At 67.0% G+C, this 25193-nt stretch carries 25 protein-coding genes; 14 read left to right on the top strand and 11 right to left on the bottom strand.

Going from position 1 to position 25193, the window contains the following annotated elements:
• Position 1 precedes the first annotated feature (1 nt).
• Both ACWIGM_RS12125 and ACWIGM_RS12120 read right to left on the bottom strand, forming a co-directional pair.
• Entirely contained in the window at positions 2–358 is a 357-nt protein-coding gene (locus ACWIGM_RS12125; protein ID WP_454026183.1) for a DMT family protein, read from the bottom strand.
• Between the two features lie 39 nt (positions 359–397).
• Complete coding sequence (locus ACWIGM_RS12120) at positions 398–658, bottom strand: SemiSWEET family sugar transporter (RefSeq protein ID WP_436096137.1); 261 nt, start codon at positions 656–658, stop codon at positions 398–400.
• Between the two features lie 146 nt (positions 659–804).
• Between ACWIGM_RS12120 and ACWIGM_RS12115 the strand changes: the two genes are divergently transcribed.
• The 5 genes from ACWIGM_RS12115 to ACWIGM_RS12095 all read left to right on the top strand — a co-directional run bounded on the left by ACWIGM_RS12115 (position 805) and on the right by ACWIGM_RS12095 (position 4717).
• Positions 805–1986, top strand: coding sequence for a lytic murein transglycosylase (locus ACWIGM_RS12115; protein ID WP_454026182.1), 1182 nt, complete (start codon positions 805–807; stop codon positions 1984–1986).
• Positions 1987–2054: 68 nt separating this feature from the next.
• Positions 2055–2444, top strand: a complete 390-nt coding sequence (locus ACWIGM_RS12110) for a RidA family protein (protein ID WP_454026181.1) — start codon at positions 2055–2057, stop codon at positions 2442–2444.
• A gap of 99 nt (positions 2445–2543) precedes the next feature.
• Positions 2544–3653, top strand: coding sequence for a 3-isopropylmalate dehydrogenase (gene leuB, locus ACWIGM_RS12105; RefSeq protein WP_454026180.1), 1110 nt, complete (start codon positions 2544–2546; stop codon positions 3651–3653).
• Between the two features lie 103 nt (positions 3654–3756).
• Positions 3757–4182, top strand: coding sequence for a nuclear transport factor 2 family protein (locus tag ACWIGM_RS12100; RefSeq protein WP_454026179.1), 426 nt, complete (start codon positions 3757–3759; stop codon positions 4180–4182).
• A 103-nt stretch (positions 4183–4285) separates the two neighbouring features.
• A complete protein-coding gene (locus ACWIGM_RS12095; protein WP_454026178.1) occupies positions 4286–4717 on the top strand; it encodes a hypothetical protein in 432 nt (143 codons plus the stop codon).
• A gap of 6 nt (positions 4718–4723) precedes the next feature.
• Here the strand turns inward: ACWIGM_RS12095 and ACWIGM_RS12090 are convergent, their stop codons facing one another.
• The 4 genes from ACWIGM_RS12090 to ACWIGM_RS12075 all read right to left on the bottom strand — a co-directional run bounded on the left by ACWIGM_RS12090 (position 4724) and on the right by ACWIGM_RS12075 (position 10215).
• The gene (locus ACWIGM_RS12090) at positions 4724–6448 is read right to left on the bottom strand and encodes an ABC transporter ATP-binding protein (protein ID WP_454026177.1); all 1725 of its coding nucleotides are present in this window, start codon (positions 6446–6448) and stop codon (positions 4724–4726) included.
• Positions 6449–6546: 98 nt separating this feature from the next.
• Positions 6547–7596: an ABC transporter ATP-binding protein gene (locus ACWIGM_RS12085; protein ID WP_454026176.1), complete on the bottom strand. Its 1050-nt coding sequence runs from the start codon at positions 7594–7596 to the stop codon at positions 6547–6549.
• Positions 7593–9179 carry an ABC transporter permease gene (locus tag ACWIGM_RS12080; protein ID WP_454026175.1) on the bottom strand — a complete coding sequence of 529 codons (1587 nt, stop codon included), beginning with the start codon at positions 9177–9179 and terminating at the stop codon, positions 7593–7595. The genes ACWIGM_RS12085 and ACWIGM_RS12080 overlap by 4 nt, the downstream gene beginning before the upstream one ends.
• A 22-nt stretch (positions 9180–9201) precedes the next feature.
• Positions 9202–10215, bottom strand: coding sequence for an iron ABC transporter substrate-binding protein (locus tag ACWIGM_RS12075; protein WP_454026174.1), 1014 nt, complete (start codon positions 10213–10215; stop codon positions 9202–9204).
• A gap of 329 nt (positions 10216–10544) precedes the next feature.
• On the opposite strand from ACWIGM_RS12075, the gene ACWIGM_RS12070 reads away from it, so the two are divergent.
• Positions 10545–10859, top strand: a complete 315-nt coding sequence (locus ACWIGM_RS12070) for a hypothetical protein (protein ID WP_454026173.1) — start codon at positions 10545–10547, stop codon at positions 10857–10859.
• 4 nt (positions 10860–10863) lie between these two features.
• Here the strand turns inward: ACWIGM_RS12070 and ACWIGM_RS12065 are convergent, their stop codons facing one another.
• From ACWIGM_RS12065 to ACWIGM_RS12050, 4 genes are all read right to left on the bottom strand, one after another.
• On the bottom strand, positions 10864–12819 hold the full coding sequence (locus tag ACWIGM_RS12065; protein ID WP_454026172.1) for a bifunctional 2',3'-cyclic-nucleotide 2'-phosphodiesterase/3'-nucleotidase: 1956 nt from the start codon (positions 12817–12819) through the stop codon (positions 10864–10866).
• A gap of 74 nt (positions 12820–12893) precedes the next feature.
• Positions 12894–13733, bottom strand: coding sequence for an HTD2 family dehydratase (locus tag ACWIGM_RS12060; RefSeq protein ID WP_454026984.1), 840 nt, complete (start codon positions 13731–13733; stop codon positions 12894–12896).
• A gap of 5 nt (positions 13734–13738) precedes the next feature.
• Positions 13739–14896, bottom strand: coding sequence for an acyl-CoA dehydrogenase family protein (locus ACWIGM_RS12055; protein ID WP_454026171.1), 1158 nt, complete (start codon positions 14894–14896; stop codon positions 13739–13741).
• A gap of 7 nt (positions 14897–14903) precedes the next feature.
• Positions 14904–16046, bottom strand: a complete 1143-nt coding sequence (locus ACWIGM_RS12050; RefSeq protein ID WP_454026170.1) for a CaiB/BaiF CoA transferase family protein — start codon at positions 16044–16046, stop codon at positions 14904–14906.
• 216 nt (positions 16047–16262) lie between these two features.
• Between ACWIGM_RS12050 and ACWIGM_RS12045 the strand changes: the two genes are divergently transcribed.
• The 7 genes from ACWIGM_RS12045 (at position 16263) to ACWIGM_RS12015 (ending at position 23307) form a co-directional block, all read left to right on the top strand.
• Positions 16263–17558 carry an ABC transporter substrate-binding protein gene (locus ACWIGM_RS12045; RefSeq protein WP_454026169.1) on the top strand — a complete coding sequence of 432 codons (1296 nt, stop codon included), beginning with the start codon at positions 16263–16265 and terminating at the stop codon, positions 17556–17558.
• Positions 17559–17710: 152 nt separating this feature from the next.
• Positions 17711–18604 carry a branched-chain amino acid ABC transporter permease gene (locus ACWIGM_RS12040; RefSeq protein WP_454026168.1) on the top strand — a complete coding sequence of 298 codons (894 nt, stop codon included), beginning with the start codon at positions 17711–17713 and terminating at the stop codon, positions 18602–18604.
• Entirely contained in the window at positions 18604–19557 is a 954-nt protein-coding gene (locus tag ACWIGM_RS12035; RefSeq protein ID WP_454026167.1) for a branched-chain amino acid ABC transporter permease, read from the top strand. The genes ACWIGM_RS12040 and ACWIGM_RS12035 overlap by 1 nt, the downstream gene beginning before the upstream one ends.
• Positions 19554–20303, top strand: a complete 750-nt coding sequence (locus tag ACWIGM_RS12030) for an ABC transporter ATP-binding protein (protein WP_454026166.1) — start codon at positions 19554–19556, stop codon at positions 20301–20303. The genes ACWIGM_RS12035 and ACWIGM_RS12030 overlap by 4 nt, the downstream gene beginning before the upstream one ends.
• Before the next feature lies 1 nt (position 20304).
• Complete coding sequence (locus ACWIGM_RS12025; RefSeq protein ID WP_454026165.1) at positions 20305–21000, top strand: ABC transporter ATP-binding protein; 696 nt, start codon at positions 20305–20307, stop codon at positions 20998–21000.
• 38 nt (positions 21001–21038) lie between these two features.
• The gene (locus ACWIGM_RS12020; RefSeq protein ID WP_454026164.1) at positions 21039–22472 is read left to right on the top strand and encodes an aldehyde dehydrogenase family protein; all 1434 of its coding nucleotides are present in this window, start codon (positions 21039–21041) and stop codon (positions 22470–22472) included.
• Positions 22473–22578: 106 nt separating this feature from the next.
• A complete protein-coding gene (locus ACWIGM_RS12015) occupies positions 22579–23307 on the top strand; it encodes a class I SAM-dependent methyltransferase (protein ID WP_454026163.1) in 729 nt (242 codons plus the stop codon).
• A gap of 3 nt (positions 23308–23310) precedes the next feature.
• Here the strand turns inward: ACWIGM_RS12015 and ACWIGM_RS12010 are convergent, their stop codons facing one another.
• Positions 23311–23865, bottom strand: coding sequence for an Lrp/AsnC family transcriptional regulator (locus ACWIGM_RS12010; protein ID WP_454026162.1), 555 nt, complete (start codon positions 23863–23865; stop codon positions 23311–23313).
• Between the two features lie 48 nt (positions 23866–23913).
• Between ACWIGM_RS12010 and ACWIGM_RS12005 the strand changes: the two genes are divergently transcribed.
• A complete protein-coding gene (locus ACWIGM_RS12005) occupies positions 23914–25116 on the top strand; it encodes an MFS transporter (RefSeq protein ID WP_454026161.1) in 1203 nt (400 codons plus the stop codon).
• The last annotated feature ends 77 nt before the right edge of the window (positions 25117–25193 follow it).

Genomic DNA, 25193 nt, shown 5'->3' with positions numbered 1-25193 from the left:
CTCAAGCCTTGGCGTGGAAGATGAAGAAGGCGCCGGCTGCGATCAGGGCGAAGCCGATGGCATGGTTCCAGGTCAGCTGCTCCTTCAGCCAGAACACCGAGAACAATGCGAAGACGCAGAGCGTCACCACCTCCTGGATCGTCTTCAGCTCGGCCGCCGAGTAGACGCCGTGGCCGATCCGGTTGGCCGGCACGGCGAGCATGTATTCCGGCAGCGCGATCATCCAGCTCGCCAGGATCGCCAGCCAGATCGCCGTGCTCTTGTAGGAGAGGTGGCCGTACCAGGCGAAGGTCATGAACACGTTCGAGGCGATCAGCATGCCGATCGGCAAGAGATGGGCAGTGCTGAGAGCTGGCATGGCAGGTTCCGGAATTGGGAAATCGGGTGGAGAAACGGCTCAGCCGTAGCGCAATTTCATCGTCAGGATGACGAGCACCAGCGCGAGCGTGACCGTATTGGCGCCGATCAGCGGCCACGAGGCGATCAGCACGCCATAGATCAGCCAGAGCACGATGCCGGTGGCGAACAGTGCCTGCGTCCACAGCGAGATGCCGCTGGTATCGCGCGTCTTGATCGTCTGCCAGGCCTGCGGCAGCCAGCAGAAGGTGGTGAGCAAGGCGGCGCAGAAGCCGAGCGCTTCGATGGCGGCGGTGGACATGCGGACCTGAAGCGATTCGCGCGGGCAGGAGAGGTCGAGAAGACATAGCCGGTTTCGGTGCGCCGCGCGCTCCCCGGACGCGCATGGTTAACCTCCGTTAACCGCAGCGCCCTAGATTCGCGCCAATCCTGCGATTCGGTGGACCCATGCGCGCTTCGATCCTGGCCCTGCCTTTCCTGCTCCTCGCCGCGACCGGTGCGCGTGCTGATTTCGACTCCTGCGTCGCCGGCCTGCGCTCGGCGGCTGCGGCCAAGGGCGTCTCCGGCGCCACCTTCGACCGCGCCATGGCGGGCGTTACGCCCGACATGAAGGTGATCGAGGCGATGAACAACCAGCCGGAGTTCAAGACGCCGATCTGGGACTATCTCGGCACGCTGGTCGACGACGAGAAGGTTGCGGAGGGGCGCTCGATGATGCGCCAGCACGCTTCGACGCTCGCCGCCGCCGAGCAGCGCTTCGGCGTCGACCGCCATACCATCGCGGCGGTCTGGGGCGTGGAAAGCGATTTCGGCAAGGCGCGGGGCAAGATGCCGCTGGTCCAGGCGCTCTCGACCGGCGCCTGCCTGGCGCCGCGCCGCAACGCCTTCTTCAAGGGCGAACTGATCGCCACCTTGCAGATCATCGAGCGCGGCGACCTTCGTCCCGAGCGGCTGTTCGGCTCCTGGGCCGGCGCCTTCGGCCACACCCAGTTCATCCCCTCGACCTATCTGCGGCTCGCCGTCGACGGCGATGGCGACGGCCGGCGCGACCTCGTCGATTCCATCCCTGATGCGCTGCATTCGACCGCCAACTTTATGGCCAAGGCCGGCTGGGTCACCGGTGCGACCTGGGGCTATGAGGTCCGCGTCCCCGGCGGCTATTCCGGCGGAGCCGGGCGCAATCCGAAGCGACCGGTGTCGCATTGGGCGAGCCAGGGCATCGTCAAGTTCGACGGCTCGGCGCTCTCCGGCTCCGGCAATGCCGGCCTCCTGATGCCGGCTGGCCGCAACGGCCCGGCCTTCCTCGTCTTCAAGAACTACGACGCCGCCTACAGCTATAATGGCGCCGATTCCTATGCCCTTGCGATTTCGTTGCTCTCCGACCGTCTGCGCGGCCGGCCGGGCGTGCAGGGCGAATGGCCGACCGACGATCTGCCGCTCTCGCGCGAGCAGCGCCGCGAACTGCAGCGCCTCTTGATCCAGCGCGGCTACAATGTCGGTGAGCCCGACGGTGCCGTCGGCGCGCTGACGCGCGCCGCGATCAAGGAGATCGAGGGCAAGGTCGGCATGCCGCAGACCGGCCGCCCGGGCGAGAAGGTCCTGCGCGCGCTGAAGGGCGGGCGCGTCTGACGCAGGAAACGGGTGGGCTGCGATCCAGCCGCCCGGCAGAGGACAGGGCTCACCTTCGGAGTCCCGCCATGACCCGCCGTCTCATCTCCACCGGCTCGCCCTTTGAGCGCTCCTTCGGCTATTCGCGCGCCGTCGTCGACGGCGATCTGGTCTTCGTCTCCGGCACGACCGGCTACGACTACGCCACCATGACGTTGCCGGAAGACGCCGCCGAGCAGGCGCGCAACATCTTCCGCACGCTGGAGGCAGTGCTGACCGAGGCCGGCTCCTCGCTCGCGCAGGTGGTGCGGGCCCAGTATTTCGTCACCGACCGGAGCTATTGCGAGCCGGTGCTCGCCGTCTGCGGCGAGGTCTTCCGCGAGATCCGGCCAGCAGGAGGCATGTACATCGTCGCCGGCCTGCTAAAGCCCGAGATGAAGGTCGAGATCGAGGTCACGGCACGGCTCGCATCGGCCTGAACGCCCGTTGCAGCGGGGCAGGGCTGCACGCCCGGCCTTGCGCCCATCGCGGCGCGCCCCTAAGCAGCCAGCGCATTTCTGTTGCGCGAGGCTCAATCGATGGCGAACCACAAGCTCCTGCTGCTCCCCGGCGACGGCATCGGCCCCGAGGTGATGGGGCAGGTCGAGAAGATCGTCTCCTGGTTCGAGAAGCAGGGCCTCGGCTCGTTCTCGCTCGAGCGCGGCCTCGTCGGCGGCGCCGCCTATGACGCCCACAAGCAGGCGATCTCGGAAGGCGACATGAAACTCGCCCAAGACGCCGACGCTGTGCTCTTCGGCGCGGTCGGCGGCCCGAAATGGGCCGACGTGCCCTATCAGCACCGTCCCGAGGCCGGCCTGCTGCGCCTGCGCAAGGATCTCGGCCTGTTCGCCAATCTCCGCCCGGCGATCTGCTATCCGGCACTGGCCTCGGCCTCGTCGCTGAAGCCGGAGGTGGTCGAGGGCCTCGACATCCTGATCGTGCGCGAGCTCACCGGCGGCGTCTATTTCGGCGAGCCGAAGGAGATCGTCACCCTGGAGGACGGCTCCAAGCGCGGCGTCGACACCCAGCTCTATACCACCGGCGAGATCGAGCGCATCTGCGCCGTCGCCTTCGAGCTGGCGCGCACCCGTCGCAACAAGGTCTCCTCGGCCGAGAAGCACAATGTCATGAAGACCGGCGTGCTCTGGAAGCAGACGGTCACCGCCCTGCACGCCAAGAGCTACAAGGACGTCGAGCTCGAGCATGTGCTGGCCGACAACTGCGCCATGCAGCTGGTGCGCTGGCCCAAGCAGTACGACGTCATCGTCTGCGACAACCTGTTCGGCGACATCCTCTCCGACGTTGCGGCGATGCTGACCGGCTCGCTCGGTATGCTGCCCTCCGCCTCGCTCGGTGCCGAGGATCCGGAGACCGGCAAGCGCAAGGCGCTTTATGAGCCCGTGCACGGCTCGGCGCCCGATATCGCCGGCAAGGGCCTCGCCAATCCGATCGCGATGATCGGCTCCTTCGCCATGGCGCTGCGCTATTCGTTTGGCGCCGGCGAGGCTGCCGACCGGCTCGAAGGCGCCATCGCCGACGTGCTCGGCGCCGGCACCCGCACCAAGGACATCGCCGCGCCCGGCGCCAACGCCGTCTCGACCACCGAGATGGGCGACGCCATCGTCAAGGCGCTCGAAGCGCGCGGCTGAGCTCGATTGCCACCGGCACAGGAAGCGGGTGGCGGCTGACGGGTGATAAGGGCTTCCTCGGAGCCATAGCGGTCGCTTCGGCCGCGCTGACTTCGAGGTTCCTATGAATGCCGACACCAGCGGCCTGTCCGCCATGGAGCTGCTCGAACGCATGTTCGCGGTCGAGCTGCGCTTCCTGCAACAGGACGAGGCCGATCTCGACCTGCTCGCGACCGCCTTCCATCCTGATGTCGTCGTGCATGAGCCGGCATCGCTGCCCTATGCCGGCGACTGGCGCGGGCTCGACGGGATCGGGCGCCTGTTCAGGACGATGCGCGCGACCTGGAGCGATCTTACGGTCGAGGGTCTGCAGGTGGCGAAGACAGGCGACACGGTCTTTATGAGCTGCACCCTGCGGCTCACGGCGCGCAGCAGCGGCAAGACACTCTTACAGCCTTTCGCGGAGGTGCTGCGCTTCGAGGGCGGGCGCCTGATCGAGGGCACACCGTTCTACTTTGATACGGCGGCGATCAAGGCTGCGCTCTCCTGAATTCGCAACCAGAACGTATCGGTACCGCTTGACAGCAACGGGTAAGAACAAATAGTGAACAAACAGCTTGAAGGCCAACCAAACGGGGAGGGGTGCGATGTCAATGGAGTTGCTTGTCGGCTTGCCGGCTGGAACGACGACCACCGGCGAGGCGATCGCGACCGAAGCCACGCGTCTTGGCCTCGAGCTCTCGTTCGACGAGGATTTTTCGCTCGATGAGGTCGGCGGATTTCAGCCGGGCAGGCTGGCGCAGATACAGGCCGGCATCGAAATCAGTGTCTACGATCGGGCTGAGGTTGAAGATCTGGTCGAGCTCTTCGGCCCACAAGCGGACGGGATCGTGCGCGTCGCCGCCTTCTATTGGGGCGCGAGTTTCGTCGAGGGCGCTTTCGCCTATGCCGTTGCCGCCGCACTCATCACGGCTTGTGGGGGCATCTGCTTCGATCCGCAGGGGGATGAGCAGCTGTCGCTCGAGCAGGCCTTGCAGGCCGTGGAAGGCCTCTTGTCCGAGGCCCGCAAGCACACGGCGGATTGAGAGGCGCTATCGCCTCCCACCGCCATATTGCGCTTCGTGCAGGCGTCGATAGATGCCCGGCCGCTGCACCAGCTCCTGATGCCGGCCCTGCTCGGCGACGCCGGTCTCGTCGATGACGATGATGCGGTCGGCGTCCTGGATCGTCGCGAGGCGATGCGCGATCACCAGCGTGGTCCGGCCCTTCGACAGTTCGGCGAGCGAGGCCTGGATGGCGCGCTCGGTCTCGGTGTCGAGCGCCGAGGTCGCCTCGTCCAGGATCAGGATCGGCGGGTTCTTCAGGAACATGCGGGCGATGGCGAGGCGCTGCTTCTGCCCACCCGAGAGCTTGACGCCGCGCTCGCCGATCACAGTATCGAGCCCGTCGGGCAGCCGCGCGATCATCTCGTCGAGCCTGGCGCGCCGGGCGGCTTCGGTGATCTCGTCCTCGCTCGCGGTCAGCTTGCCATAAGCGATGTTCTCGCGCAGCGTGCCGGCGAAGAGGAAGACGTCCTGCTGGACGATGCCGATCTGGCCGCGCAGCGAGGCCAGCGTCATCTGGCGGATATCGATGCCGTCGATGGCGATCTGCCCAGTCTCGACATCGTAGAAGCGCGGCAGCAGCGAGCAGATCGTCGTCTTGCCGGCGCCTGACGGGCCAACGAAAGCGATGGTCTCGCCGGCGCGGATCGTGAGGTTGATGCCCTTCAGGATCTGGCGGTCCGGCGTGTAGCCGAAGCTGACATTCTCATAGGCGATGTCGCCCTTGAGGCCGGAGACGGCGATGGCGCCGGGCAGGTCGGCGATGTCCGGCCGCGTATCAAGGAATTCGGTGTAGCGCCGGAAGCCCGCGATCCCCTTCGGATAGGTCTCGATCACCGAATTGATCTTCTCGATCGGCCGGAAGAACACCGTGACGAGCAGCAGGAAGCCGACGAAGCCGCCGGCGCTGAGGTCGCCGATCAGCACGTAATAGGCGCCGGCGATCATCACCGCCATCTGGGTCAGGCGCATGCCGAAATAGGAGAGCGAGGTCGAGGCCGCCATCAGCCGGTAGGCGTCGAGCTTGGTGCGGCGATAGCGCTGGTTGTCGACCGCGAACAGGCTACGCTCGTGCTCCTCGTTGGCGAAGGCCTGGACGACGCGGATGCCGCCGACATTCTCCTCGATGCGGGCGTTGAACGAGCCGACGCTGCCGAACAGCCTCTGCCAGTTCGCCGTCATCCGCCGACCATAGCGGGCGGTCAGCCAGGCGATCAGCGGCACGATCGTCGCGGTGATCAGCGCCAGCTGCGGATGCACGCTCAGCATCAGCGCGAAGGCGCCGATGAAGGTCATCACCGCGATGAACAGGTCCTCCGGCCCGTGATGGGCGACCTCGCCGATCTCCTCCAGGTCCTTGGTCAGGCGCCCGACGAGATGGCCGGTCTTCTGATTGTCGAACCAGCCGAAGGAAAGCTTCTGCAGATGGTCGAACGCCTTGCGGCGCATCTCGGTCTCGATGTTGATGCCGAGCATGTGACCCCAATAGGTCACCACCACCATCAGCCCGGCATTGATCAGATAGATCGCCAGCAGACCGAACGAGGCCAAAAGGATCAGGCTCCAGTTCGCGCTCGGCAGGAGCTGGTCAACGAACAGCTTCACCGCGATCGGGAAGCCGAGCTCGAGCAGGCCGGAAATCACGGCGCAGCCGAAATCGAGCAGGAACAGCCCACGATGGGGCCGGTAATAGGCGAAGAAGCGACGCAGCATGGCGGGCGGGGCTTTAGCACGCGATACGAGCGCGGGCCACGTGGCTCGGCGGCGAGGCGGCGTTGCTTGCGCCGCACCGATCCGCCAGCCTGGGGCGTCTAGTCGCGCGTCGGAAGGGCTTGCCGGTCGAACACGTAAGCGGAGCCGACGACCTCGAGCGCGACTGTCTCGCCAGGCGAGGGGATATCGATGCCGGAGATGCGCAGGCGTAGCGGTGCCTCGGTGGCAGCGTCGAGCGCGATCGTCACGACCGCGCTTCCGCCGCCGAATTCGACGTCGCCGACCGTGCCGGTGGCGCCTGCCGCCGCCAGGCGAATCTGCTCCGGGCGCAGCATGATCTGTGCCTGGCCTTGTCGCGCACCAGCCGGCACCGCGATCTCGCCGAGCAGGCAGCGCGCGCGCCCGGCCGTGATCTCGGCGTCGAGGATGATCGCCTCGCCAAGGAAGCGGGCGATGTCGGCGTCGACTGGGGCCGCATAGAGGTCGCGCGGGGCGCCCGCCTGGACGAGCCGCCCTTCGCGCAGGACAACGAGATGGTCGGCGAAGGAGAGCGCCTCGGCCTGGTCGTGCGTGACCAGGAGCGCGCCGATGCCCTGGTCGCGCAGCACGGCGACGACCGAGCGCCGCATCGCCTCGCGCAGGCCCGTGTCGAGCGCCGAGAACGGCTCGTCGAGCAGCATCAGCCGAGGCTTGCGCGCCAGCGCCCGGGCGAGGGCGACGCGCTGCTGCTGGCCGCCCGAGAGCTGGTGCGGCCGGCGTTCCGCCATCGCCGCGGGCAGTTCGACGAGATCGAGCAGCCGTGCGATCTCGGCGTCGCGACCTGCGAGTCCGCGCGGCAGGCCGAAGCCGATATTCTCGGCGATGCTGAGATGCGGGAAGAGCGAGCCGTCCTGCGTGACTACACCGATCTCGCGCTTATGGGCCGGGACGCCGGCCGTGCCGTCGACCAGCAGGTCGCCATCCAGCCTGACGCGGCCGGCATCGGCCTGCTCGAAGCCGGCGATGATCCGCAGCAGCGTCGTCTTGCCCGAGCCGGAGGCGCCGACGATGGCGCTGCGGGCGCCGGCCGGCACGGCGAAGCTGACATCCTTCAGCGCCTGGACCGGGCCATAGCCCTTCGACAGGCTTTCGATGGTGACCGCGGTCATTGCGCTTGCGCGCTCCGCGCTTGCCGGTGGAGCAGGATGGTCATGGGTAGCGAAAGCAGGATCATCAGCAGCGCGTAAGGCGTCGCGGCGACATAGTCGATCTCGGCGGTGAGCGACCAGAACTCGGTCGCGAGCGTGCGCGTGCCGTTTGGCGCGAGCAGCAGCGTCGCGGTCAGTTCGGTGGTGATGCCGAGCCCGACCAGCGCCATCGCGGCGGCGACGCCCGGAGCGGCAATGCGTAAGGTCACCTGGGCCACAGCCTGTAGCGGCGTGCGCCCGAGCGCCGCGGCAGCCCATTCGAGCTCGACCGGCGCCTGCGCCAGGCTGCCGCGCAGGCCGATCAGCGCGCGTGGCAGGAAAATCAACGCATAGGCGAGCACCAGCATCGCGCTAGTCTGGTAGAGCGGCAGCGCCACCCTGACCGTGATCGTCACCAGCGCCAGCGCGATGACGATGCCGGGCAGCGAGCCGACATAGACATGGCAGCTTTCGAGCCGGCGCTGCCACGGCCCGGGATTGCGCACGCAGAGCCAGGCGATGGGCACGGCGATGATGGTGGTGGCCAGCGCGCCGGCGGCGGCATAGGCGATCGTCGTGCCCAGCGCGGCCAGCAGCTCCGGCACGCGCCAGGCCTGGGCGCCGCCGAGGATGAGCCAGCGCCCCAGGGTATAGGCAGGCACACCGAGCGCGAGCGCGGCATAGGCGAGCGGCAGGCACAGAGCCGGCAGCGTCCAGCTGGCGAGCTCGCGCAGCGGCATTGCGCGCGGCGCGCCGGAGCCGACGCGGGCATAGCGTTCGCGCCCGCGCAGGGAGCCGTCGAGCAGCAGCAGGCCGAGGCAGCAGAGCACGAGCACGCCTGCCAGCATGTTCGCAGCTGGGCCGTTATAGGAGGACTGGAACTGGTCGATGATCGCCGTCGCGAAGGTGTCGAAGCGGATCATCGCGAAGAGCCCGTATTCGGCGAGCAGATGCAGGCCGATGAGCAGGGCGCCGCCGCAGAGCGGCAGCCGAAGCTGTGGCAGCACGACCTCCATGAAAACCCGGGCGGGGCTGCGTCCGAGCGCGGTCGCGACATCCTCCAGCGCCGGGTCGAGCCGGCGCAGCTGCGCCAGGACCGGCAGATAGATGAAGGGCGAATAGGCCAGGACCGAGATCAGCGTCGCGCCGGGCAGGCCCTGCAGATGCGGCGCGAAGCTCGCCCAAGCGTAACCTTGCACGAAGGCAGGCAAGGCGAGCGGCGCGACCGCGAGCCAGGACCAGAGCCGCCGGCCGGGCAGGTTGGTCCGCTCGGTCAGCCAGGCGAGCGCCAGGCCGAGCCCGATCGCCAGGGGTACGGTGCAGAGTTCGAGGAGCGCGGTGTTCAGCAGCAGCTCGGCGACACGGGCCCGGAAGACCAGCTGCGCCACGGTCTCCGCGCCGGTCTGGACCGTGATTGCGACCAGGAAACCGAGCGGGATCAGACAGGCGAGCGCGATCAGCCCCGCAAGGCCGGTCATGATCGCAGGCGCGCGCGGCGACAGGCGGCGCAGCGGCAGCTGCCGCCGCGCCGTCTCATGTGTTGCTGCCGATGAGGCGATGCTCATCTTGAGAACGCGGCCGGTCTCGTCAGAGCAGGCCGGCCTTGGTCATCAGCCCGGTCACGGCCTTGCTGTCGAGCTTGGACGGATCGAGCACCGGGCCTTGCAGATCCGGGATCGGCACCAGCTTGGGGTTCGAGGCAGCACCCTTGGCCACGGCATATTCGAAGGAATCGCCGGTCTTCAGGATGTCCTGGCCGCCCTTGCCCGCGACCCATTTGACGAAGGCCTCGGCCTCGGCCTTGTGCTTGCTGGAGGCGAGCACGCCGGCGCCGGAGACGCTGACGAAAGCGCCCGGATCCTGGTTCTTGAAGTAGTGCAGCAGGACATTGCCGCTGTTTTCAGCCGTCTTCGCCTGATCGCCGAAATAGTAATAGTGGTAGATCACCGCGCCTTCGACCTCGCCGGTGTTGACCGCCTTCATCGCGACGCTGTTGCCGCGATAGGCCTTGAAGTTCGTCTTCATCGCGGTGAGCCAGTCGGAGGTCGCCGCCTCGCCCTTCAGCGCCAGCATGGCGCCGACGATCGCCTGGAAGTCGGCCCCGCTCGGCGAGGCCGCCCAGCGGCCCTTCCACTCGGGCCTGGCGAGATCCATGATCGACTTCGGCAGCTTGTCGGCGCTGAGTTTGGTCTTGTCGTAAGCGAACACTGTCGAGCGTGCTGCGACGCCGAGCCAACGACCGTTCGCCGGACGATAGCCTTCCGGCACGAGATCGAGCGTCGCCTTGGAGAGCGGCGCGAACAGGCCGGCATTGTCGACCAGCACCATCGCCGGCGAGTTCTCGGTGATGAAGACATCGGCCGGAGAGGCCGCGCCCTCCTGGACGATCTGATTGCCGAGCTCGGTGTCGCCGCCCTTGCGCAGCGTCACCTTGATGCCGGTCTCCTTGGTGAAGGCCTCCGACCAGGCCTTGGTCAGGCTCTCATGCTGGGCATTGTAGACGACGATCCCTTCGGGGCTCGGGGCCTGGGCGTGAGCCACGCCAGCAGTGAAGACGCCGAGCGCGAGCGCGCCGGCGAGAGCCTTGAGAGAAAACGTCATGGGGAGCCTCGAATTCTGCGGCGAAAACAGTTTTCGTCGGCCGAATGCTTAGGCGCCGTGAAATGATGCTGTCAACGACAGTCATCATTCTTTAGAATAAGACCAAACAAGCGCTGATGGCATGGTATTACGACGTTCGTCTTAGGTGTCCGCCGCCCGCGATTTGCGCTCCTGTGCCGGCCGAACAGGAGTGATCGTCGGCGAGGAGGAGCAGTCACCGCTGATCAAGGCAGGCCCCATGTCACCGCCATCGCCTCGTCGGGCGCGCCGGAGACATGGTCCGAGCGGCACAGCGGAGGTACCGATCTTACCTCGTTGACGCCTTCGTGATGGTCGCCACGATCGCTGCTTTATCGCAGAAGGGGGCGGGCATGATCAGATTGGCGCTCATCGCAGGCGTGGCGGCCTCGTTCGCTGTGTCTTTCAGCGGTTCGGCATCTGCGCAGGAGGGCTGCAGGCAGACAGCCAGCTCCTGCTCGGCACTTTTCAAGAACTGCGAGCAGAACTGCAACAAGGTCGGCAACAACCCGTCGGCCTGCGTCGCCCGCCTCTGCAGCCAGCCGCTTGAAGGCTGCAGGGCGAACGGCGTCTGGCGCAGCGTCCAGAGCGGCTCGGCCTGCTGGGCGACGAAGAACAGATCCTGAGCGGCTAGCCGCCCAGCCGGTACTTCACGAAGCCTTCGCCCGCATCGCCAATCGGCTGCGCCTTCAGCGTCTCCGGCTTCTTGCTCACCGCAGCTGGCGCGGTCGGGAAGGTGACGTTGACGTTGGCCGGCAGCGGCTTCAGCGACCAGTTGCCGTCGGCGGCCGGGTTGATCGTCTTCTTCTCGATGATGAAGCGTACGATCACGTCGCGGTTGAGGTCGGGCGCCTCCAGCACCACCGTCGTCTTGGTGCCCGGGAAATTGCCGCCGCCGGAGGCGCGGTAATTATTGGTGACGACGATGAACTCCGCCTTCTCGTCAATCGGCTTGCCCTGATAGGCGAGGTCGACGATGCGGTGCGCATCGGGGGCGACCAGCTTGCCGTCGCCGTCATAGCGCGAGGCTTGCGTCACATCGATCTGGTAGGTGACGCCGTCGATCACGTCGAAGTTGAAGGCCGGAAAGCCCGGATTGATCAGCGGCTGCTCCTCGGTCTTGGCGACGTCGACCTTGTTGAAGATGCCGGCCGAACGCTCCAGCCATTCGCGCAATTGCGCGCCGGTGACTTTCACGATCTGCACGGTGTTCGGGTAGAGATAGATGTCGGCGACGTTCTTGATCGCGATCGGCCCGGCCGGGATATCAGTGAAGAAGGCAGGGCCTGCACGCCCGCCCGACTTGAACGGGGCGGCGGCCGAGAGTACGGGCAGGTCCTTGTGCGGCGTCTGCGCCATCAGGGGCTTGGCGTAGGCGATCTGCGCTTCCGCCACGATCTGCACTGAAGGATCGTCGGCGACGAGGGCGAAATAGCTGTTGATCGGAGCGCTCGTGGTGCCGACCGGCTCGCGCATATAGGTCAGCGTCGCCTCATGGTCGGCCTTCACTGTCGCCAGTACGGCCGCCTCGACCTCCGCCTTCGGCACGATCTTGCGGTCGGGCGTGCGCTCATAGATCGGCTTGGGATCGACCTTGAAATCGGCGATGCGCCAGCGCCCGTCGCGCTTATCCAGCTCGAGGTCGACGATGCCGACATGCGAGCCCCAGAAACCGGGCTGGCAGGCGGGCTTGCCATGCAGCGAGCCCTTCTTGTTGTCGACGCCGGGAATGCCGTCGAAGGCCTTGCCGCCGGGGAAGACGAGGTGCTGGTGGCCGGTCAGGACGACGTCGATGCCGTCGAGCTTGGCGAGGTGCAGCGCCGCGTTCTCCTCGCCGCCCTTGCGCTCGCCGCCGGCGATGCCGGAATGGCAGAGCGCGATGGTGAGGTCCGGATGGGCGAGCGCGATCTCCGGCAGGTATTTCTGCGCAGCGTCGACGATATCTGTCGCGGTCACCTTGCGGTCGAGATTGCCCTTGTCCCACTGCATGATCTGCGGCGGCACGAAGCCGATCACCGCGATGTTGAGGACATGCTTGGTCCCGGCCTCGTCCTCGAAGCTCTGCTCGAAGATGCGCCAGGGCTCGATCAGCGTGCCGCCGCCGACCTTATCGACATTGGCGCAGATGATCGGGAACTCGGCACGGGCGAGGCCGTGCTCGAGGAAGTCGAGCCCGTAATTGAACTCGTGGTTGCCGAGCGTGCCGCACTGATAGGGCAGGGCGTTCATCGCGGCGATCATCGGATGGGTCTCGCCGGCCTTCAGACCCTTCTTGTAGGCGACGAAATCGCCGAGCGAGGAACCCTGCAGGAAGTCGCCATTATCGAAGAGCAGGCTGTTCTTCGTCTCGGCCTGGGCGGCCTTGATCAGGTTCGCCGTCTTGGCAAGGCCGACCGTGTCGTCGGGCGCGTCGCGGAAATAGTCGTAAGGCACGACGTTGACATGGAGGTCGCTGGTCTCCAGCAGCCGCAGCTTGAGCTTGGCCGGCGCTTGTGCCGCGAGCGGCGTGGCGAGCGCTCCCGCCGCTGCGATGGTGGCCCCGGCCTTGAGCGTGTCGCGGCGGCTGAAACGGGGGGCGCGGTCCATCGTCGGCTCCTGAAGCGAGGTGCAGCGACAGACGCTAGCACCATGGCAGGACCGTGACACGCGGGAAGATGGTACTAGCGGCTCACGCCCTCCATCCGCACCCGCCCGTCGGCGCCTTCGGTCCAGGCGGCGATGGCGCCATCCGGGAGGCGCTTCGCCTTCACCTGGAAGGCCTCGCCCGCGATCAATGGCGCGAGCCCGCGATAGTCGAGCCGGATCGGTTCGCCACCGGAGAGGGTGGCGGTGATGTTCATGATCAGCGTCGCCTGGATCGGCCCGTGCACGACCAGCCCGGCATAGCCTTCGACGCCGGTGACATAAGGCTGATCGTAGTGGATGCGGTGACTGTTGAAGGTGATCGCAGAATAGCGGAACAGCAGCACCGGATCGGCCTCGACCGTCCAGGTCAGGTCGGCCGGGCGCGGCTCTTCTGGGGCTGGAGCAGCCGATGTTTCCGCTCCAGGCTTGGCCGCTTCGCGATAGACGATGTTGTGGCGTTCGCGCAGCGCGACGCCGCGGGCCGTGGCCAGCTCATGGTCGACCGCGACGAAGCAGAGCGGGCCGGTACGGCCGTCCTTGTAACTGACATCGCCGATGGTCGAGCGGCGGGTGACCTCGTCGCCTGTTCGCAAAGGCGCGATCGTCTCGATCCGCCCGCCGGCCCACATCCGCCGCGGCAGCGCGACCGGCGGCAGGAACTCGCCCTTGGCGGCATGTCCGTCCGCGCCGAGCGCGGCCATCGGCGAGATCGGCGGGGCGAGGCACCAGTGCAAGGCGAGCGGCGCTTCGCCTTGGGCATAGGGCGCCAGATGCGGCGCGAAGGTCGCCTCATAGCTGGCGACTAGCCGCGGCGTGATCAGGTCGGAGGCCTGTTCGGTCTTGCCGATCCAAGATTTCAGATGGTCGATATCCATCGGGCTCAATAGCTTCTCGGCATGCCGAGGACGTGCTCGGCGAGATAGGAGAGGATCAGGTTGGTCGAGATCGGCGCGACCTGGTAGAGCCGCGTCTCCCTGAACTTGCGCTCGATGTCGTACTCCTCGGCGAAGCCGAAGCCGCCATGGGTCTGGATGCAGGCATTGGCCGCTTCGAAGGAGGCGTCCGCCGCCAGCATCTTGGCCATGTTGGCTTCCGCGCCTGGATTCTCCCCGGCCTCGTAAAGACGGATCGCCTCGCGCACCATCAATTCGGCGGCGCGCATATTGGCGTAGGCCCTCGCGATCGGGAACTGGATGCCCTGGTTCTGGCCGATCGGGCGGCCGAAGACTTGGCGCTCTTTCGCGTAGTTCGAGGCCTTGTCGATGAACCATTTGGCGTCGCCGACGCATTCGGCCGCGATCAGGATGCGCTCGGCGTTCATGCCAGAGAGGATGTAGCGGAAGCCCTTGCCCTCTTCGCCGACGAGGTTTGCGGCCGGGACCTTCACATTGTCGAAGAAGACCTCGGTGGTAGCGTGGTTCATCATCGTCCGGATCGGCCGGATGGTGAGGCCATCCTTCAAGGCCTCGCGCATGTCGAGGATGAAGACTGAGAGCCCGTCGGTGCGCTTTTGCACCTGGTCGCGCGGGGTCGTGCGGGCGAGCAGTAGCATCAGGTCCGATTGCGCCGCCCGGCTGGTCCAGATCTTCTGGCCGTTGGTGATGTAATGATCGCCCTCGCGCCGGGCTGTGGTGCGCAGCGCCGTGGTGTCGGTGCCGCTGGTCGGCTCGGTGACGCCGAAGGCCTGCAACCTGAGCTCGCCTGAGGCGATCCCGGGCAGATAGCGCTGCTTCTGCTCGGCGCTGCCATGGCGCAGCACCGTGCCCATCACATACATCTGGGCATGGCAGGCGCCGCCATTGCAGCCCTGGCGCTGGATCTCCTCCATGATCACCGCCGCGGCCGAGAGGGTAAGGCCCGCTCCGCCATATTCCTCGGGGATCAGCGCGGAGAGGAAGCCGCTTTCGGTGAGCGCCGTGACGAACTCGGCCGGATAGGCCATCTCGCGGTCGAGCTTGCGCCAGTACTCGCCGGGGAAGTCGGCGCAGAGCCTCGCGACCGCCTCGCGGATGTCGGTGTGATCGTTGGCTGTCGTCATGCTCATCTCAGGCTGATCGCGTCGCCTTCGCCGCAAATTCGCGGCGCAACGCTTCATCATGTTCACCGAGGCCAGGTGGCGTCCTCATCGGCACGCGCTTGCCGTCGACCAGCACCGGCGGCGCCAGTACCTCGATGGGGCCGTTCGGGGTCGGGACGGGCAGGGCGGTCGCCGCCGGGTGGTCGATCAGGTCGGCCATGGTCGAGACCGTGCCATAGGCGATGCGGGCGGCATCGAGCCCGGCCGCCGTCTCGGCGTAGGTACGAGCGATCAGGATCGCCTGGATCGCAGCGTCGAGGGCAGGGCGGTTGCGCACGCGCAGCACATTACTGGCGAAGCGTGGGTCTTCGAGCAGGCCGGCATCGCCGAGCACGTCGCGGGCCAGGATCTGCCATTCGCGCTCGCTCTGGATCGAGATCAGCACCTCGGCATCGGCGAGCCGGAAGACACCATAGGGCGCGATCGAGGGGTGCGCGAGGCCGAGCCGCGGCGGCTCGATCCCGCCATAGCGCCGCGTCAGATAGGGCACGTTCATCAGGTCGGCGATGGTGTCGAACAGCGAGAGCTGGATGCGCGAGCCTTCGCCGGTACGACCGCGCCGGATCAAGGCCTCCAGGATCGCGGCATAGGCCGCGTTGCCGGTGGCGATGTCGGCGATCGAGATGCCGATCCGCGTCGGGCCGGAGTCAGGGCTGCCAGTGACGGCGGCAAGGCCGGCTTCCGCCTGGATCAGGAGGTCATAGGCCTTCTTGGTGTAGTGCGGCGTGCCCGGCGCATAGCCGGAGATGTCGCAGGTGATCAGCTTGCGATGGCGCTGGCGCAGCGCCTCGCTGCCGATGCCGAGCCGGTCGGTCGCGCCGGGGGCAAAGTTCTGGATGAAGACGTCGGCCTCAGCCAGCATCGCCTCGACCAGAGCGAGGTCCGTCTTGTCCTTGAGGTCGACCCGGCAGGATTCCTTGCCGCGGTTGATCCAGACGAAATAAGAGGAAAGCCCTCCGGCATAGTCGTCATAGCCGCGCGAGAAATCGCCTTCCTCGCGCTCCAGCTTGATGACGCGGGCGCCGGCATCGGCGAGCCGGCAACTCGCCATGGGAGCGGCCACCGCCTGCTCCAGCGCCACCACCAGGGTTCCATCGAGAGCATTGGTCATCAGTCAGTCATGCGCCTTCCGTTCCGCGCGAGAGATCGTCGTCGCCCCGGTGAAGTCAAATAGCGTTTCGCGATGGCGGCCATAGCGTCCGGCTCCATAGAAAAACCCTATGGCCTTCATCGCTTTATCCTTCTTGTCCGACTGCTGGCTCTATGCGCCCCTTTTTGCAGGACGAGGCGCCGCTCAAGAGCGCCCAGCTGTTCAGGGAGGACGCGAATGAAGACGATGAAACTGGCGCTGGCCGCGCTGGCCGGGACGCTGCTCGCAGGCTCAGTGCTGGCGCAGGACAAGCCCAAGGAATTGGTTGTCGGCATCGCGACCTTCCTGTCGGGCCCCGCTTCCGTGTTCGGCGTGCCCGGCCGCAACGCCGCCGACCTCCTGATCGCGGAGATCAACGCCAAGGGCGGCGTGCTCGGCGTGCCGCTGAAGCCGGTCTATGTCGACGAGGGCGCCGGCACCAACCAGCTCCTCTCCGAATATCGCCGCGTCGTGCAGGAGCAGGGCGCGCAGGTGATGCTGGGCGCGATCTCGTCCGGCTCCTGCAATGCGCTGGCGCCGGTGGCGGAAGACCTCAAGGTCGTCAACGTGATGTGGGATTGCGGCACGCAGACCATCTTCGAGGACGGCAAGTGGAAGTATTCGGTCCGGACGCAGGCCCATGCCGGCGCCGAGATGATGGCGACCTTGCTTTACCTGATGAAGGTGAAGCCCGACTTCAAATCGGTCGCCGTGGTCAACCAGGACTATGCCTGGGGCCGTGAATCCTGGGCGCTGCTGCAGGCCGGCCTCAAGGCGCTGAAGCCCGATGTGAAGGTCGTCGCCGAGCTCTTCCCAAAATTCGGTGCCCCCGATTTCTCGACTGAGATCACGCGGCTCTCGGCGCTCAGGCCCGATGTCGTGATCTCGACCTCCTGGGGCGGCGATCTCGACACCTTCGTCCAGCAGGCGGCGGCGCGCGGCCTCCTGAAGCAGTCGACCTTCGTGCTGCCGCTGGCCGAAAGCTCGCTGGAGCGGCTCGGCCATGTCCTGCCGGAAGGCGTGATCGTCGGCTCGCGCGGCGACCATTACTGGCGGCATCCCAAGCACAAGGACACGCCGGAGATGCAGTCCTTCGTCAAGGCGTACAAGGACAAGACCGGCGTCTATCCGATCTATCCGACCTTCCATATGCAGCAGGCCCTGACCGGCCTTGTGAAGGCCTATGAGAAGGCCGGCGCCGGCGGCAAATGGCCGAGCAAGGAAGAGGTCATCGCCGCCTTCGAGGGGCTCGAGTTCAAGTCGCTGACCGGCACGATCACCATCCGCCAGGACCATCAAGGGCTTGAGGACCAGCTGCTCGGCACGACCAAGCGCGTGCCGGAGTATCCCTTCGCGGTCTATGACAAGATGGCGCTTTATCCCGGCAAGCTGGTGACCACGCCGCTCGGCGAGAAGTCGCTCGACTGGTTCGCCAAGGTGAAGCCGGACCTCGTTACCGACAAGTCGATCGAGACCTTCGACTACGCGAAGTGAGCGATCAGCCCGAGCTCCTCGTCATTGCGAGCGTAGCGAAGCAATCCAGCAACGCGCTCTGCTGCCTGGATTGCTTCGTCGGCTTCGCCTCCTCGCAATGACGGCGAGGGGCCTTGGTCAACACCTGAAGAACGATCCTTATGCCCCCTGAAATGCTCCTCCTCGCCGCGCTCGACGGCCTCGCCTATGGCTCGCTGATCTTCCTGGTCGCGGTCGGGCTGTCGCTGATCTTTGGCGTGCTCGGCATCGTCAATGTCGCCCATGGCTCGTTCTATGCGATCGGCGCCTATGTCGCGGCAGCCGGCGTGCTCGCCATCGGCGCCGCAGGCCTGCCGACCTGGCTCGCCTTCCCGATGCTGCTGATCGCGGCCGCGTTGGTCGGCATCCTCGTCGGCGGTCTCGTCGAGATCGCGCTTCTGCGCCGCGTCTACGGCAAGGAGGAGGTGCTGCAGCTGATCGTCACCTTCGCCGTCTTCATGATCCTGGAGGATGCGCAGAAGGTCGTCTTCGGCGTGCAGCCCTATTTCGCCAATGCGCCGATGAACTGGCTCGGGACGGTCGAGGTCTTCGGCATCTTCTACACCACCTACCAGCTGATCCTGATGCCGCTGGTCGCAGCTGCGGTGCTGCTCGGCCTGCGCTTCTTCCTGCGCCGCACCAGCTTCGGCCGCGCCATCGTCGCGGTGACGCAGGACCGCGAAGCCGCGACCGCGATGGGCATCGATGCAGCGCGGGTCTACCTGATCACCTTCATCATCGGCGCCTTCCTGGCGGCGCTCGGCGGCGCGCTCGCCTCGGCCACGACATCGCTCACCCCCGGCATCGGCGCCGGCACGCTCGTCCTCTCCTTCGCGGTCGCCGCGACCGCCGGGCTCGGCCGGATCGAGGGCGCGGCGGTGGCGGCGCTGCTGATCGGGCTCGGGCGCTCGGCCGCGGTCTATTTCGCTCCGGAATTCGACGTGCTGATCCCCTATCTCATCATGATGCTCGTGCTGCTGGTCCGTCCGCAGGGCCTGTTCTCGACCGTGCAGACGAGGAAGGTGTGATGGCGCGCCAGCTCGTCTTCGGCCTCGCGCTGATCGCGGCGCTCGCGGTCTTCCCGCTGTTCTCGCCCTGGTCGACGGTGATCCTGACCGTGGCCCTGTGCGAGGGCCTCGCGGCGCTCGGCATCATGGTGCTGCTCCGCGCCGGCCAGGTCTCCTTCGGCCATGGCCTGTTCTTCTCGTTCAGCGCCTATGCGGTCGCTTTCCTGGCCGCGGCCAAGGTCGGCCACGAGGCTCTGATCCTGATCCCGGTCGGCATGGCAGCCTCGGGCCTGCTCGCGGCGATCGTCGGGCTCTTCGTCGTGCGTTATCGGGCGATCTTCTTCGGCATGCTCAACCTCGCCATCTCCATGGTGTTCTTTTCGCTCTTGGAGAAGCTCTTCCCGATCACCGGCGGCGCCGACGGCAAGCGCGTGCCGCGCCCGACCTTCGCCGGCATCGAGTTCGGCCGCGAGCAGTTCGAGCTCGCGACCTTCTATGTCACGCTGGTGCTCTGCATCCTCGCCGCGCTCTTCGTCGCGCGCTATCTGCTCTCGCCCGGCGGCAAGGCGCTGGAGGCGATCAAGTCGAACGAGACCCGGCTCGAATATCTCGGCGTCTCCCCGCGAAAAGTGCTCTACGGCGCCTATCTGCTCTCCGGCCTGCTCGCCGGCTTGGGCGGCGCGATCATCGCGCTGGTCTCCGGCCACGTCACGCCGGAGCTGGCCTATTGGGTGCGTTCCGGCGAGTTCGTCTTCATCGCGATCCTCGGCGGCATCGGCGGCGTCGCCGGGCCGTTCCTCGGCGCGCTGATGTTCCAGATCATCCGCGGCTACGCGGCGGTCTATGCGCCCGAGACCTGGCATGCGGTGCTTGGCGTGATGCTGCTCGTCATCATCTTCTTCGCGCCGGCTGGGCTCTACGGCATCGTCGCCGGCAAAGGCGGCAAGCCGCAGCGCGAGGAGGGCGGGCGATGAGCGGTGTCATCCTCGAGGCGGATGATCTGCATCTGCGCTTCGGCGGCGTGCAGGCGGCGAACGGCGCCTCGCTCAAGGTCGCAGCGAACGAGCGCATCGCCATCATCGGCCCGAACGGCGCCGGCAAGACCACCTTCATCAACCTCTGCACCGGCTATCTCAAGCCGCAGTCCGGCCGCGTCGTCTTCAACGGGCAGGACGTGACGCGACTCTCGCCGCAGGCGATCACCTGTCTCGGCATCGGCCGCTCCTTCCAGATCCCGCAGCTCTTCCTCGACAACACCGTGATCGAGAACCTGCTGCTGGCGCTTTCGGCTCGCGAAGGCTCCTGGTCGCCTTTCCTCGCCATGCAGCGCCATCCCAAAGCCGAGGAGATGTGGGCGCTGCTCGATCTGGTCGGGCTGAAGGAGACCGGCAACCGCATCGTCCGCGAACTGCCGGAGGGCATGCGCAAGCTGATCGACATCGCCGTCGCGCTCGCGCTCGAACCCAGGCTGATTTTCATGGACGAGCCGACCAGCGGGGTTTCCTCGACCGAGAAGTTCCAGGTGATGGATACGCTCACCCGCGTGCTCGACGCTCGCGCCACTACGGCGGTCTTCGTCGAGCACGACATGGACGTGGTCGCGCGCTACGCCAACCGCGTCGCAGTCTGGACCGGCGGGCGCATCGCCCATCAAGGCACGCCGGAGGAGATATTGAGCCATCCGGAGGTGCGCGAGACCGTGATCGGGGTGGGGGTCTGAGATGCTGGAGATTAGGGAGCTCTCGGCGCAGATCGAAGGCGTGCAGGTGCTGCGCCGGGCCTCGCTGTCGCTGGAGGAGGGCGCGACCGTTGCGCTCATCGGCCGCAATGGCGCCGGCAAGACCAGCCTGCTGCGCGCCATCATGGGCTTCATGACGGTGACCGGCGGCGCGATCAGCTTCGACGGCAAGCCGCTCGATACGGTGAAGGCGCATGAGCGGCCGCGCCTCGGCATCGGCTATGCGCCGGAGGACCGGCGCCTGTTCTCGACCTTCACCATCGAGGAGAACATCCGCCTGCCGGCCGAGGTGATGAAGCTCGGCGAGGCCGAGATCGCGAGACGGCTGGAGCGCATCTACGCGGTGCTGCCCGAGCTCGCCGAGCTGCGCCAGCGCCCGGCGGCGGGGCTCTCCGGCGGACAAGGCAAGATGGCGGCGCTCGCCCGCGCTCTGATGATCGGCAGCCGCGTCATCCTGCTCGACGAGCCCTTCCAGGGCCTCGCCCCGGTGCTGGCCAATCGCTATGCCGCTGCCCTGCGCGCTTTGCGGGACAGTCATCCCGACATCGCCTTGCTGATCACCGAATCCAACCCCAGTCTGCTGCGCAACTTCGCGGCTAAGGCTTATGCGATCGAGCGCGGCGAGGTCAGCGAAACACAGTTGGCCGAAAGCTCGCTCGCCGCGGCCGGGCTGCATTGAACAAGATCGAGACGGCATCGCCGTAGACGGAGACCATCATGACCCAGCATTTCATCAACGGCCGGCATGTCGCCGGCCGCACCGGCGAGACCATGGCGGTGCTCGCGCCGGCGACCGGCGAGGAGTTCACCCGCATCGCCTGCGGCACGGCCGAGGACATCGACGATGCGGTACGCGCGGCCCGCACCGCCTATGAGGGCGCCTGGGGCAAGCTGACCGCGGCTGAGCGCGGCCGGCTGATCTCCAGGCTCGCGCTCAAGGTCCAGGACCATTTCGACGAGCTGGCGCGGATCGAGGCGCAGGACACCGGCAAGCCGATGGCGCAGGCGCGCGCCGATATCGAGGCGACGGTGCGCTATTTCGAGTTCTATGGCGGCGCCGCCGACAAGGTGCACGGCCACATCATCCCGTTCCTCAACGGCTACAGCGTCAACGTCGTGCACGAGCCCTATGGCGTCACCGGCCATATCCTGCCCTGGAACTACCCGGCGCAGATGTTCGGCCGCTCGCTGACCGCCTCGCTCGCCATGGGCAATGCCGTGGTGCTGAAGCCGGCTGAGGATGCCTGCCAGACGGCATTGCGGCTCGCCGAGCTCGCTACGGAAGTCGGTTTCCCGGATGGCGCGATCAACATCGTCACCGGCCGCGGCCACGAGGCCGGCGAGGCGCTCTGCCGCAATCCCGGCGTCGGCTTCATCTCCTTCACCGGCTCGCCGCAGGTCGGCCAGATCATCCAGAAGGCCTGCGCCGACAACTTCATCACCTGCACGCTCGAGCTCGGCGGCAAGTCGCCCCAGATCGTCTTCGACGACGCCGATTTCGACGCCGCCGTGCCGATCGTCTGCAAGGCGATCGTCCAGAACACCGGGCAGACCTGCTCGGCCGGCAGCCGCGTGCTGGTGCAGAAGACCATCTATGACGACTTCGTCGGCGCCGTTGCCAAGCAGTTCGCCAAGCTGCGCGCCGGCACGCCCGAGATGGACCTCGATTGCGGCCCGGTGATCAACGCCAAGCAGCGCGGCCGGGTGCAGAGCTTCGTCGACCAGGCGCGCGAGCAGGGCATCCCGGTGCTGGCCGAGGGTGCGATCGCCCAGGGCGTGCCCAATGGCGGCTTCTATGTGACGCCGACACTGTTCGGCCAGGTGCCGCGCGGCAACCGGCTGGAGCAGGAAGAGGTCTTCGGGCCCGTCCTCGCCGCCTTCTCCTTCGAGGACGAGGAGGATGCGGTGAAGCTCGCCAACTCAACGCCCTATGGCCTCGTCGCCGGCGTCTGGACGAGTAATGGCGGGCGCCAGCAGCGCGTCGCCAAGCGGGTCCGCGCCGGGCAGGTCTTCATCAATGGCTATGGCGCTGGCGGCGGCATCGAACTGCCCTTCGGCGGCACCGGCAAGAGCGGCCATGGCCGCGAGAAGGGTTTCATGGCGCTGGAGGAGTTCGCCGTGGCCAAGACGATCGTGCACAAGCACGGGTGAAGTGGAACGAGTAGATCGCGGCCAGGTTGTTTACCCGTAAGGAGTAGCTTGGGATCGTGCGAGAACAGGTCTTGCGCCCGATCGCGGGCGCAAGCATTCATTTGTCATGGGCATGCGGCCGGCTGGCGATACCGTCGATATCCTGGAGAAGTTGCTTGCGCCGCTGCAGGGCCGGCGCATCCTCGACATCGGCTGTGGCCGCGGCAACCTGCTGCAGGCGCTGGCTGAACGTGGCGCCAGCGTCGCTGGGCTCGATCCGGACGAGGTCATGCTGGAGATCGCGCAGGCGCTCGTGCCGAAGGCCGCGCTGAAGCAGGGCTGTGCCCAGCTCCTGCCCTGGGGCGATGGCAGCATGCATGCCGCGCTCTTCCTCAACAGCCTGCACCATGTTCCGGTGCCAGACATGCTGCTGGCGCTGGAGGAGGCCGCTCGCGTTGTCGGCAAGGGTGGCAGCGTGATCGTCGTGGAATCGCTGTCGGAAGGCTCGTTCTTCGACACGCTGCGGCTGATCGAGGACGAGACCGAGGTCCGGCAGGCGGCACAGGATGCGATTGTCAGGGCGAGGCGCCGCGGCATCGTCAGCGAGATCAGGCAGATCGAGTACGACCGGATCGAGGCTTTTCCCGATGCCGCTGCCTTCATGGCTCGCGCCGTGGCGATCGACCCGTCGCGCGAGGAGCGGGCCCAGGCGGCGCAAGGCAAGCTGATCGCCCGCTTCGAGGCGCTGTCGGAGCACGAGAAGGGCGGCTATGTCCTGCACCAGCCGCTGCGGCTGCACCACCTCAAGGCGCCGTTCGCTGCAAAGCCGGCAGGGACCTCTGCGATGTTCGGTTGAGGCTCAGGCCGCGCCGGCTCCGGCCGGCTGACGGGGATCCTTCACCCGCCCTGGCCATTCGCTGGTGATGCCCGGCTGGACCGGCCGTTCCAGATAGGTCGAGAGCACGACATAGCTGCGCGTCGCCGTGACGCCCGGAACGTCGTAGATCTTCGCCAGCAGGCCTTCGAGCGCATGCGTGCTCTGCGTGCGCACCTTCAGCATCATGCAGGTGTCGCCGGCGACCGAATGGATCTCCTCGACCTCGGGATGGGCCTCGATCGCCAGCAGCGTCGTCGTCTTGCCCCAGCCGGTGGTGTCGACATGGACGAAGGCGAGCAGCGTCTTGCCCGTCGCTTCCGGCTCGATCAGCGCCGCGACCCGTTTGATCGCGCCGCAGCGCCGCAGCCGCTTGACCCGCTCATGCGCCGCTGGCGGCGACAGGCCGACGCGTTCGCCGAGATCGGCGTAGCTGATCGTCGCATCCTCCACCAGGACGCCTAACAGCTTTCGGTCCATCGCATCGAGGTCGCGCTCGGACCCGCGGCTGCGCCGAACGCTATCTGTTTTTTCAAGCATTCGCCGGTCTCCAATTGAACCAGAATTTCATTCGGTCATTCTGTCAAAATGACGAATGAAAATCAAACCGCCACCGGCACGCCCCGGATCCCCGCCGCGGCCTATGCGCTGTGCCTGTGCATCGGACTGGTCGGCGCGAATTCGCTGGCGCTCGGGCCGATTGCGCCCAGCGTGGCGAAGAGCTTCGCCAGCAGCGTGCCGGCGGTGATGACGGCTTCGGCCGCCTTCGGCATCGGCACGGCGGCGAGCGCTCTGCTGCTCGCCGGGCTGATCGACCGCTTCGGCGCGGGACGGGTCCTGCGCTATGCGTTGCTCGCTTTCCTCGCCGCGCTCGCAGCGAGCGGGGCGGCTCCCGTCTTGCCGGCTTTCGTCGGCGCGCAATTGCTGGCTGGGATCGCGGCCGGCCTCGCACTGCCATCGATCTATACGCTCGCCGCGCTGGCGGCGCCTGCCGGCCGCGAGAGCGACACGCTCGGCATCGTCCTGTTCGGCTGGACGCTCAGCATGGTCGCCGGCGTCTCGCTCTCGGCGGTGATCGCCGATTTCCTGGGCTGGCGCATGGTCTATGGCATCGTCGTGGTGGCCGGTCTCGCCGCCATGGCCGGGACGACGAAGTTGACCGCCGGCGGCAGCGCGACCGGCCGCGCCGCGCCGTCGCCGCTTTCGGCGTTACGGGTTCCCGGCATCGCGCCGCTGCTGCTCGCCTGCGCCGCCTTCATGGCCTCGTTCTATGGCGTCTACGCTTATGTCGGCGATCATCTTCACCGCGGGCTCGGCCTGCCGGTCAGCGCCGGTGGCCTGCTTGCCCTGTGCTACGGCCTCGGCTTCGGCGCGACGGCCTTTCTCGACCGCTGGATCGACCGCCTCGGCCCGGCTCGCCTGCTGCCGCTGTTCTTCACGGTGGTCGGCGGCGTCTATCTGGTGATGTCGGCAGCTGCTGCGTCCTACCCGGCGATGCTCGCCGTCGTCTTCTGCTGGGGCATGGCCAATCACGCGGCGCTGAACGTGCTGATCCTCCGGCTGGCAGCGCTCGATCCCGGTCGCCGCGGCGCGATCATGGGCCTCAACAGCGGCGTGACCTATCTCGCATTATTCGTCGGGACGACGGGCTTCGGGCCGGTCTATGCCCATGCCGGCTTTGCGGCGCTGGCCTGGCTCGCGGTGGCGCTGATGCTCGTGGCGGCCCTTGCGGCGATCTTCGCTTCCCGCCGCGGACCGCAGACAAGCCCGGCGCCCCAGGGCCATCGATAGCACCACCTCGCCCCCCGCAGGAGCAGGCGTGCGCGCACGCCACGGCAATGGCATAAGGGCTCCCGAGACAGGGGAAT

The sequence above is a fragment of the Allobosea sp. NPDC055332 genome (assembly GCF_053645455.1).
Note: the sequence above shows the minus strand (reverse complement) of the source record. Positions and strands in the feature narration are given on the sequence as shown.